10 protein-coding genes and 1 pseudogene are annotated in these 10,869 nt (G+C 67.9%); 7 read left to right on the plus strand and 4 right to left on the minus strand.

The features are described from left to right. The first annotated feature begins 2 nt into the window (after nt 1-2). The gene (locus DPV74_RS33970; RefSeq protein WP_119338778.1) at nt 3-1,616 is read left to right on the plus strand and encodes an iron ABC transporter permease; all 1,614 of its coding nucleotides are present in this window, start codon (nt 3-5) and stop codon (nt 1,614-1,616) included. 4 nt (nt 1,617-1,620) lie between these two features. Further along, on the plus strand, nt 1,621-2,394 hold the full coding sequence (locus DPV74_RS33975; protein ID WP_059695500.1) for an ABC transporter ATP-binding protein: 774 nt from the start codon (nt 1,621-1,623) through the stop codon (nt 2,392-2,394). 42 nt (nt 2,395-2,436) lie between these two features. On the opposite strand, the gene DPV74_RS33980 is transcribed toward DPV74_RS33975, so the two are convergent. The 4 genes from DPV74_RS33980 to DPV74_RS33995 all read right to left on the minus strand — a co-directional run bounded on the left by DPV74_RS33980 (nt 2,437) and on the right by DPV74_RS33995 (nt 4,896). Continuing rightward, nucleotides 2,437-2,907 carry an Lrp/AsnC family transcriptional regulator gene (locus DPV74_RS33980; RefSeq protein ID WP_006484401.1) on the minus strand — a complete coding sequence of 157 codons (471 nt, stop codon included), beginning with the start codon at nt 2,905-2,907 and terminating at the stop codon, nt 2,437-2,439. Nucleotides 2,908-3,151: 244 nt separating this feature from the next. Continuing rightward, nucleotides 3,152-3,793, minus strand: a complete 642-nt coding sequence (locus tag DPV74_RS33985) for an NAD(P)-dependent oxidoreductase (protein WP_059695498.1) — start codon at nt 3,791-3,793, stop codon at nt 3,152-3,154. A 128-nt stretch (nt 3,794-3,921) separates the two neighbouring features. Beyond that, complete coding sequence (locus DPV74_RS33990) at nt 3,922-4,377, minus strand: Rrf2 family transcriptional regulator (protein ID WP_060086508.1); 456 nt, start codon at nt 4,375-4,377, stop codon at nt 3,922-3,924. A gap of 90 nt (nt 4,378-4,467) precedes the next feature. Then, the gene (locus DPV74_RS33995) at nt 4,468-4,896 is read right to left on the minus strand and encodes a hypothetical protein (protein WP_021159399.1); all 429 of its coding nucleotides are present in this window, start codon (nt 4,894-4,896) and stop codon (nt 4,468-4,470) included. A gap of 193 nt (nt 4,897-5,089) precedes the next feature. Here DPV74_RS33995 and DPV74_RS34000 point away from each other — a divergent pair, with 193 nt between their 5' ends. The 5 genes and pseudogenes from DPV74_RS34000 to DPV74_RS34020 form a co-directional block, all read left to right on the plus strand. Then, entirely contained in the window at nt 5,090-5,425 is a 336-nt protein-coding gene (locus DPV74_RS34000) for a hypothetical protein (RefSeq protein ID WP_059695496.1), read from the plus strand. A gap of 274 nt (nt 5,426-5,699) precedes the next feature. Next, nucleotides 5,700-6,893, plus strand: a complete 1,194-nt coding sequence (locus tag DPV74_RS34005; protein ID WP_119338779.1) for an ammonium transporter — start codon at nt 5,700-5,702, stop codon at nt 6,891-6,893. Nucleotides 6,894-7,052: 159 nt separating this feature from the next. Then, nucleotides 7,053-9,017 (plus strand): PhoX family phosphatase, encoded by a 1,965-nt coding sequence (locus DPV74_RS34010; protein WP_059695494.1) that lies wholly within the window; start codon nt 7,053-7,055, stop codon nt 9,015-9,017. Nucleotides 9,018-9,637: 620 nt separating this feature from the next. Further along, nucleotides 9,638-10,462: an IclR family transcriptional regulator gene (locus DPV74_RS34015; protein ID WP_057056455.1), complete on the plus strand. Its 825-nt coding sequence runs from the start codon at nt 9,638-9,640 to the stop codon at nt 10,460-10,462. Nucleotides 10,463-10,715: 253 nt separating this feature from the next. Beyond that, nucleotides 10,716-10,869, plus strand: a pseudogene (locus DPV74_RS34020) (multidrug transporter subunit MdtA); the annotation flags it as partial.

A 10,869-nucleotide genomic window follows, 5' to 3' on the forward strand; every position in this document is an offset into this window, starting at 1 on the left:
GCCTGTGGCTGCTCGCGGCGCTGGCGATCGCCGCGGCGGTCGCGGCGCCGCTCGCGGTGCTCGTGGCCGCCGCGTTCGACGCCGATCTCGCGCACTGGCGGCATCTCGCCGAATTCGTGCTGCCGCAGGCGCTCGTCAATACGCTGCTGCTGCTCGCGGGCGTCGGCACGATCGTGTCGATCGTTGGCACCGGCTGCGCGTGGCTCGTCACCGCATACGACTTTCCCGGCCGCCGCGTGCTCACATGGGCACTGCTGCTGCCGCTCGCGGTGCCCACCTACATCGTCGCGTTCGCGTATCTCGACCTGCTGCACCCGATCGGCCCCGTACAGGGCGCGGTCCGCTGGCTGCTCGGCTTCGACAGCCCGCGCCAGTTCCGCCTGCCCGACCTGCGCTCGCTGCCCGGCGCGATCTTCGTACTCGGTTTCGTGCTGTATCCCTATGTTTACCTGAGCACGCGCGCGATGTTCGTCACGCAGTCCGCGAGCCTGCTCGAAGCCGCGCGCACGCTCGGCGCGGGACGCATCGCCACGTTCTGGCGCGTCGTCGTGCCGCTCGCGCGGCCCGCGATCGCGGTCGGCGTGAGCCTCGCGCTGCTCGAAACGCTGAACGATATCGGCGCATCGGAATTCCTCGGCGTGCAGACGCTGACGGTATCCGTCTACACGACATGGATCACGCGGTCCGATCTTGCCGGCGCAGCACAGATCGCGCTCGCGATGCTCGCGATCGTCGTGGGCATGATCGTGCTCGAACGCTACGGGCGCCGCCGCCAGCGCTATGCGCACGGCCGGCGCATGCGGCCGATTGCGCCGCGCCGCCTGACGGGCACGGCCGCATGGGGCGCCGCCGTGCTCGGCTGGCTGCCCGTGCTGCTCGGCTTCGGCGCGCCGGCCGCGTATCTCGCGGTCGAGACGGCCAAGCGGCTGCATCTCGTCGGCGGCGTGTCCGCGCAACTGATGACGGGGCTCGCGAACACGCTGACGATCGCCACCGCCGCCACCGTCGCGACACTCGCGTGCGGGCTCGTCGTCGCATGGGCCGCGCGCGCGCAACGCGACAGCGCAGGCGCGGGCCCGGCCCGCGTGTGCGCGAGAATCGCGAGCCTCGGTTATGCGGTGCCCGGCACCGTGCTCGCGATCGGCCTGCTGATCCCGTTCGCGGCGGCCGACCGGCTGTTCGGCGCGGCACTCGGCCGCGACGGGCTGCTGCTGATGGGCTCGGCGGCCGCGCTCGTGATCGCCTACACGGTGCGTTTTCTCGCGATCCCGACCGGCAGCATCGAGGCCGGCCTCGCGCGCATCCCGCCGTCGCTGGAACAGGCGGCGCGCTCGCTCGGCGAAACGGCCGGCGGCACGCTGCGCCGCGTGCACCTGCCGCTGCTGCGGCCCGCGCTCACCACGAGCGCACTGCTGGTGTTCGTCGACGCCATGAAGGAATTGCCGGCGACGCTGCTGCTGCGTCCGCTGAACTTCGACACGCTCGCCACCTGGCTGTATGCGGAAGCGGCGCGCGGCACCTACGAGGAAGGCGCAGTCGCCGCCCTCGCGATCGTGCTGGCCGGGCTCGTGCCCGTGATCCTGCTCGCCCGCACCCGCCACAAGATCGGAGCCTGACACCGTGAACCTGCTCGAACTCGATGACCTCTGCCTCGCCTACGACACGCCGCACGGCCGCCGCACGGTGGTCGACGGCCTGAGCCTCGCGCTGCCGCGCGGCGACATCGGCTGCCTGCTCGGTGCGTCGGGCTGCGGCAAGACCACCGTGCTGCGCGCGATCGCCGGCTTCGAACCGGTGCGCATGGGGCGCATCGTGCTGGACGGCGCGCCCGTTGCGGCGCCGTCGCTCGACGTGCCGCCCGAGCGGCGCCGCATCGGCATGATGTTCCAGGATTACGCGCTGTTTCCGCACCTCAGCGCGGCCGACAACGTCGCGTTCGGTTTGCGGCGCATGCAGAAGACCGAACGGCGCATGCGTGTCGCGGAAATGCTCGATCTCGTCGGCCTCGCCGATTCCGGCAGCGCCTATCCGCACGAGTTGTCGGGCGGCCAGCAGCAACGCGTCGCACTCGCCCGTGCGCTCGCGCCGTCACCGGAACTGCTGCTGCTCGACGAGCCGTTCTCGAATCTCGACGTCGATACGCGCGAGCGGCTCGCGTTCGAGCTGCGCGACATCCTGAAACGCACGGGCCACACCGCGATCCTCGTCACGCACAACCAGGCGGAAGCGTTCGCGATCGCCGACCGGATCGGCGTGATGAAGGATGGCCGGCTCGCGCAATGGGATACGCCGTACGCACTGCATCACCATCCGGCCAGCCCGTTCGTCGCGGATTTCGTGCGCCGCGACGCACTGGCCGACGAGCGCGCACGCGCACTGGCGCGCGGCCGCTGAACCCGCGGGCGCGCTGCACGCCCGCGCCGTTTCATTGCCGCGCTACGCCGGCTCGGCAAGGTCGCGCACGGGCAGCGCGGTCGAATACTTGATCTGCTCCATCGCGAACGACGAGCTGACGTCGAACAGCGGCACCGTACGAATCAGCTGCTTGTAGACGCGGTCGTAATCGTCGATGCCGGCCACCACGACGCGCAACAGATAGTCGGTCTCGCCGCTCATCCGGTACACCTCGACCACTTCCGGCATGTCGCGCACGGCCTGCGTGAACCGCTGCGCCCATTCCTCGGTGTGCTGGTTCGTCCGAATCGCGACGAACACGGTCGTGCCGACCCCAAGCTTGCGCGGATCGCACAGCGCGACCTGCGCGCGAATCGCGCCGGTTTCCTTGAGCCGCTGCACGCGCTTCCAGCACGGCGTCTGCGACAGGTTCACGCGCTGTGCCAGTTCCGCGATCGGCAGCGTGGCATCCGCCTGCAACAGCTCCAGCAGCTTGCGATCGATGGCGTCCATTTCTCCAGTCCCTCGTAGATAGAAATTTATTCTATTCATCCTGCACAACGGGGAACAATATGAAAACCGCCTCGCCGCGTCGACCGGTATAAATACCGATCCGGTACGCGCGCGGGACGGGTGAGTCCGCCGGCACGCGGCACGCTCCAGACGAAACAGGCGATCCCGCCCGTCAAGGTGGGATCGCCTGGCGTTCCTGCACGTCGCGGCCGGCCCGATGCTCACGCGCCGGCCGGCGCGCCGCTCAATACGCGACCGTCGCGATCTCGCGCACGAAGCTGCCTTGCTCGAGCGCATCGACGAACGCGACCGCGTAGTCTTCCGTCGAGATCCTGCTGTTGCCCTGCGCATCCACGATCAGCTTGCCGACGCCCGTGCGGAACGTGCCCGTGCGCTCGCCCGGAGCGATCATCGCGGCCGGCGCGAAGAACGTCCAGTCGAGATCGTCGACCGTCTTCAGGTAGCCGAGCGCATCGCGGTGCGCGAGCGCCTGCGCCTTGTACGCTTCAGGAAAGCCTTCGCTGTCGACCAGCTGCTTGCCCGGCGCGACTTCGAGCGAACCCGCGCCGCCCACCACCACGAGCCGCTTCAGGCCCGCCTGGCGGGTGCCGGCGACCAGCGCTTTCGCGGCCGCGACGACCTTCGCTGCATCGTCCTGCTTCGGGCCATACGCGCTCGCGACGACGTCATGACCCGGCAGCGCAGCCGCGATGCTGGCCGCGTCGAACAGATCGGCCGCCTTCGCGGTGATGCCGTCGCCAGCCGCGCCGGGATGGCGCGACAGCGCGGTCACGCGATGGCCGCGTCGCACGGCTTCCGCGGCAATGCGCGAGCCAATCGTGCCGGTGGCACCGAACAGCGCGATATTCAGGGTACGTTGCGTCATGTCGATTCTCCAGTAAGCAAAATATGTAACAAAGTCAATTACAGATAAGACCGAAAAAAACGGGGCAAAGCCCCCGTTGCGCCGGTCGCCGCGCAAACGCGCCGTCCGGCTTCCTGCCCTGCCGCCGGTTACGCGCCGGCGCGCGCCTCATGTTGCGTGCGCTGCTCCAGATCCAGCACGTCGGCCGTGACGTCGGCCAGCGTGCGCGTAGCAAGCGAGGCTTCCATCGCGCGCTGCGCGTCGCCGATGTAGTCGGTCAGCGCGCCCTGGATGTGCCGCCCGACGAGACACGCGGGATTCGGCGCCTCGCGGTGCAGCGCGAACAGCTGCGCATCGTCGACCGCCCGATATACGTCGAGCAGCGTGATCGCGCCAGGCTCGCGCGCCAGCAGCGCACCGCCGCCCGCGCCCAGCTGCGACGTGGTCAGCCCGGCGGCCGCCAGCATCGACAGCAAGCGGCGGATCAGCGCCGGATTCGTGTTCACGCTGCCCGCGATGATGTCGGACGATAGCGGCACGCCCTCCTGCATCGACAGCAAGGCAAGCACGTGGACGGCAAACGCGAACCGGCTGCTGGTATTCATTCCTCACTCACTTGACGACGCCGGCCCATCCTGCGGCCGGCGACATGTGTAACTATCATAATTACATTTCGTGGATCATGCAAGCTCGCGTCACTCTCCGCTCGCGGGCTTGGCGCCCGACGCATTCTGCTGGCTCCACTGCTGCAGCTTCTTGCCGGCTTCGGCGATCTTCGCGCCGGCTTCGGAAGCCGCATGCGCGACGACCGCGGAAGCAGCCGCGTCGATCTGCGCCTGCGCGGCGGAGGCGAGGCCGCTCGCGGACAGCGGCGGCACGGCCGACGCCGCGGACGCGATGCCGGCCTTCGCGGCGTTGATCTGCTGGTTGACGGTGCTCGCCACCTGGTCGAGCGCCTTGGCCGCATTGTTCGCGGCATCGGCGGCCGCGCTCGCGGCCGTATCGGGTTGCGTGACCGGCGCACCGGACTTCTCGCAGCCCGCGAGCAACAGCAGCGCACCGGCGGCCACGGCCGCCAGTACGGACCCGGGCACGCGACGCGCCCGCGATGTCTTCATCTTCATCAGCAATCTCCGGCCGCGCGTGGCGCGGCCTCGTGGTTGGACCGACGTCGATGATACCGCCTGTTGAACAGGGCCAATCACGCCCCGCCATTAAAAATGGCTTTCAATTTCGGACTCGTCTGATTCAATCGCACACGCGAGGACTCTAAAGTGGGCACGCTTCAACCCGCTTCGGACGTGCCCCCTTTTTCTCATGGATTTCCTCGTCGACTGGCTCATCGCCCTGGCCGCGTTGCTCGCCGCCACCCTGTTCCTGTGTCTGCGCCCGCGGTCGGCGCACCGCCTGGCCGAATCCGGGCGCCCGCGCCGCGTCGCAACCGCGCGCCTGCTCGCGCAGGCCGTGATCGGCTTCTGGACCGCCGCGCTGATCGTCGCGCAAGGCATCCTCGGCCCCGACGGCGACGGCCAGTCGCTCGCGGGCTTCGCGGCGCTCGCGTTCGCCGCGCTCGGGCTGACAACCGTTGCCGCCTACTGGTCGGCGTGCGCGCTGCGGCTGCGCCGGCCGCCCCAGCTGTTCACGCGCCACTAATGCGCCACTAACGCGCCGGTTGGTGCGCCGCCGCGCACCATCGCGCACCACGCCGCATCAACCGACTCGTCACGCGCACCAGTTCCGTACGCGCCGCACCACGTGCGTGCATCAGGCATCGCGCTCGGCTCGCATCGGTCACGCCCTCTTCCCGTGCACGATCCATCGGAATGCCTCACCACGCGGCGCACGGGCACCAACTCCATGCGACGGCTCACCAAGTTGGCTCGATATTTGCATTCCTTGCCCGTTTTTTGCGCAAGGAAGCCACGGCATGGATGGTCTGAAATCCGGCGTCGACTCACTGTTCCTGTTGATCGGCGCCGTCATGGTGCTCGCGATGCACGCGGGCTTTGCTTTTCTCGAACTGGGCACGGTCCGCAAGAAGAACCAGGTCAACGCGCTCGTGAAGATCCTGGTCGACTTCTCGGTGTCGACGCTCGCGTATTTCTTCATCGGCTACACGATCGCGTACGGCGTCGAGTTCTTCGACGACATCGGCACGCTGTCCCAGCACAACGGCTACGCGCTCGTGCGCTTCTTCTTCCTGCTGACCTTCGCGGCGGCCATTCCCGCGATCGTGTCCGGCGGCATCGCCGAGCGCGCGAAGTTCAATCCGCAGCTCGTCGCGACGCTGATCATCGTCGGCTTCATCTATCCGTTCTTCGAAGGGATCGCGTGGAACGAACGCTTCGGCCTGCAGGCCTGGCTCGCGCACGCGTTCGGCGCGCCGTTCCACGATTTCGCGGGCTCCGTCGTCGTGCACGCGTTCGGCGGCTGGGTCGCGCTGCCGGCCGTCCTGCTGCTCGGCGCGCGCCACGGCCGTTACGCGAAGGACGGCCGGATCGCCGCGCACCCGCCGTCGAACATCCCGTTCCTCGCGCTCGGTGCGTGGGTGCTCGCGGTCGGCTGGTTCGGCTTCAACGTGATGAGCGCGCAGACGCTCGACAAGATCAGCGGCCTCGTCGCCGTGAACTCGCTGATGGCGATGGTCGGCGGCACGCTCGCCGCGTGGATGGCCGGCCGCAACGACCCGGGCTTCACATACAACGGGCCGCTTGCGGGCCTCGTCGCGGTATGCGCGGGCTCCGACGTGATGCACCCGATCGGCGCACTCTTCACGGGCGCGGCCGCCGGCGCACTGTTCGTCGCGATGTTCACCTGCGTGCAGAACAAGTGGCGCATCGACGACGTGCTCGGCGTATGGCCGCTGCACGGCATGTGCGGCGCGCTTGGCGGCCTCGCGGCCGGCGTGTTCGGCCTGCCCGCGCTCGGCGGCCTCGGCGGCGTGTCGTTCATGTCGCAGCTCGTCGGCACGCTCGGCGGCATCGCGATCGCGACCGCGGGCGGCACGCTCGTGTACGGTGCGCTGAAGGCGACCGTCGGGCTGCGCCTCGACCGCGAAGCCGAGTTCGACGGCGCGGACCTGTCGATCCACCGCATCTCGGCGACGCCCGAACGCGATTGAGCCCCTGACGAACGCCCGGCTCGCCATTACGTTTTCAATTCAAAAAACTTTCATCGAGCGTCCTTACACTTCCGTCCAGTTTTCAATTTGCCTTCGCGACGCTTGCCGAGCGCCTGCTTCGCGAAGGCCATTCTTCCAACAACTGAAACTGGACTCCACATGCCCGCGTTGCCCAATGCTTCCCGTCGTCAGGCCCTGAAGATCCTCGCCGGCGCGCCGATGCTTCCCCTTTCCGGCCTCGCGCTGCCGGCCCTGCTGACGGGTTGCGGCGGCGACGACAATCCGGCGTCGACGCCGGCCCCGGTCGCCGCCGCGTACACGTCGGCGACGTTCTCGGCGATGGCCGCCCCGACGCTCGACAACGCGGCCGCGATGGCCACGACGACAGTCGGCTCGACGCTGTCGGTGTCGTTCTCGGACGGCTCGGCGCGCAACTTCAAGCTCGCGTACCGGCCGTTCTTCGTGACGGGCGACATGGTGCCGGACGGCAAGGGCGGCACGACGCTCGCGGGCGGCTACTACGACATCAACAACCAGCCGATCATCGACCGCTCGGTTGCCGGCAAGGAGCGCCAGTTCTATTCCGACTGCCCGGACGGCAGCTCGCTGCTGACGCTGAAGAACGCGAACGTGCCCGGCGTGAAAGGCAACACGGTGTTCGCCGTCGTGCAGTTCGAATACACGACGCGCGACCAGGCGAGCGCATCGCAGTACGGCCAGCTGCCGTCGCCGATCGCGGTGCTGACGCTCGACCAGGATCCGGCCAACGGCGCGCTGAAGGTCGTCAAGTACCACAACGTCGACACGTCGAAGGCGCACGGCCTGTGGATCACGTGCGGCGCGAGCCTGTCGCCGTGGGGCACGCACCTGTCGAGCGAGGAGTACGAGCCGGACGCGACCAAGGCCGCGACCGACGCGCAGTTCAAGGCGTTCAGCAGGAACACGTTCGGCGACGAGACGAAGGCGAACCCCTACCACTACGGCCACCTGCCCGAGATCACCGTGAATCCCGACGGCACGGGCACCGTGAAGAAGCACTATTGCCTCGGCCGCATCTCGCACGAGCTGATCCAGGTGATGCCGGACCAGCGCACCGTGATGATGGGTGACGACGCCACCAACGGCGGCCTGTTCATGTTCGTCGCCGACAAGGCCGCCGACCTGTCGGCCGGCACGCTGTACGTCGCGAAGTGGACGCAGACCTCGTCGGCTGGCGCCGGCACCGCGACGCTCACGTGGATCAGGATCGGCCACGCGACGAGCGGCGAAATCGAAGCGCTCGCGAACACGTTGAAGGCGTCGGACATCATGGACCTGGTGACCACCGACCCGAACGATGCGAGCTACACGAAGATCCACTTCGGCGGCAAGTTCAACTGGATGCGCGTGAAGCCGGGGATGGAAAAGGCGGCCGCGTTCCTCGAGACGCACCGCTATGCGGCGCTGCTCGGCGGCAGCATGGGCTTCACGAAGCTCGAAGGCACGACCGTGAACGCGAAGGACAAGATCGTCTACACGGCGATGTCGCGGATCGAGACGTCGATGGTCAAGGGCAATGCGGCGTCGCGCGACGTCGCGGTCGACAAGAAGATCGCCGCGGGCGCCGTCTATGCGCTGAACCTGAAGGGCAGCCAGCGCGACACGACGGGCAGCGCGATCGACAGCGAATGGGTGCCGGTCGACATGGGCGCGCCGGCCGCGCTCGTCGGCGAGGATCTCGCCGCGGCCGACGGGCTCGGCAACCTCGCGAACCCGGACAAGATCGCGAACCCGGACAACCTGAAGTTCTCCGAAAAGCTGCGCACGCTCTTCATCGGCGAAGACTCGGGCATGCACGTGAACAACTTCCTGTGGGCGTACAACGTCGACACGAAGTCGCTGGTGCGCGTGCTGTCGTGCCCGGCCGGCGCGGAATCGACGGGCCTGCACGCGGTCGACGAGATCAACGGCTGGACGTACATCATGAGCAACTTCCAGCACGCGGGCGACTGGGAATCGCCGCTGCACGACAAGGTCAAGCCGACGCTCGACCCGCTCGTGCGCGCGAACTTCAAGGACCGCTTCGGCGCGAGCGTCGGCTACCTGACGGCCGAGCAGACCAGCATCAAGCTCGCGAAGGCCTGACCGGGCCGCGCGAGGAGGCGCCACCGCCGGCCGGGATGTCCCTGACCGGGCGTCCCTAACCGGGCGTCCCTTTCTTCATCACCGATCATTCGTCGGCGCTCCACGCCGTTTGATGCGCGATGCCCAGTGCGGGCATCGCGCTTTTTTTTGCGCGTGCGAATCGCGTCAGGCGCACGCGCGAGCAGACGCCGAGCGGGTGTAAACGGGGGGTTTCGACGATCGGGGGATAATACGGGCCTGACGCGTCCGGGCGGGCGAGCAGAAAAACGGGCAAAAAAAAGCGCCACGGAGACCGTGGCGCTAAAAAAGTTCTAGCCATTCCGAGGGCCGTGCTAGAACCTGAGAGACTGCGCGAAACATCGTTGCCGGTTAAACTCTTGAAACGATGTTTCGAAAACGTGAGACATTCTTTCCGTTTCCGCCCGACAAGTCAAGCGGTATTTGCACCGGTTCATGCACTTTCTGGCAACGCTCATTTGAGCGTTTTCCTAATAAACCAAGGGTGAACCCGTAAAATCTCATCCAATGACCGGTTCACCCGCGGAACATGCATCCTTTGACAATAGTCCTACAATACCAACAAAATTGAAATCGAGTTTCGGAAATAGAGAGAATCCCTCGTGTCGACCACTGTAACCCCTCCCGCGTCGCGGGACCGTGAATCCTCGCCCGACGAAATCACCGCCCTCGCCCGCGGCCTCGCCGTCCTGCGTCGCATCGCGGCTGCCGACGCGCCCGTCAGCAACCGCGAGCTGACCGAACTGACCGGCATCCCGAAGCCGACCGTCTCGCGCATCACCGCGACGCTCGTCAGCGCCGGCTTCCTGTTCCAGTTGCCCGACAGCGAGCGCTTCGTGCTCACCGCGTCGGTGCTCGAACTGAGCCACGGCTTCCTGCGCAACTTCGACATCCGCGCGCGCTCGCGGCCGTTCATGATCGAGCTGGCCGAACGCACGTCCCTGTCCGTGCACCTCGCGGTGCGCGACCGGCTCGACATGGTCGCGATCGACGTAATCCGGCCGCGCTCGGCCGTGCTCGTCACGCGTCTCGAGATCGGCTCGCGGATGGACATCGCACGCACCGCGGTAGGCCGTGCGTATCTCGCCGCACTCGAGGACGACGAACGCCGCCTGCTGCTCGAGTCGCTGCGCACCACGGCCGGCGACGACTGGCCGCACGTGTCCGCGCGCCTGACCCCCGCGCTGGACGACGCAATGCGCGACGGGTGCGCGATCGCGATCGGCGAATGGCGCGAGGGCCTGAATGCGGTGGCGGCCGGTTTCGTCGGCCCGTCGGGGCAGCGCTATTCGGTGAATTGCGGCGGCGCGTCGCACCAGTGCCCGCCCGAATGGCTGCACGAACACGTGGTGCCCGCGCTGCACGAATGCATCGCGAAAATCACCCGCGAGATCGGCGGCGCACCGGCCCGGCGGCACGCCGTGTAATCGATTCGTCATCGTCCAATTGCGTTCTGTAACGACCGTAACCCGTTGAAAGATAGTCCACTGGACTGTAACGGGGACGGGACGTAGGATCATGCCCATCGTCGCGCCGCCTTCGCGGTGCGCACCGCTCTTTTCCCGCGCAGGCCGGCGGGGCCCCGGACCGAGCCGGGCGCCCCGTCCCGGCACCGCCCGCCCACGCGCAGCCCAGCAGTCCGATTTCCGGCACGCCGCGCCGTCTTCCTGACAGAACACGATGGATAACGAACAAAAGCCCACGCCTCCTTCGAACGACCCCGCGTCTCCCGCCGCACGGCGCCCGCGCCGCACGCTGATGGCCGGGGCGCTCGCGGTCGTCGTCATCGGCGGCCTGCTGTGGTGGCACCCGTGGAACCGCACGCCGGCGGCCG

It is taken from the genome of Burkholderia sp. HAN2018 (assembly GCF_024704855.1).
GTDB classification, from domain to species: Bacteria; Pseudomonadota; Gammaproteobacteria; order Burkholderiales; family Burkholderiaceae; genus Burkholderia; species Burkholderia cepacia.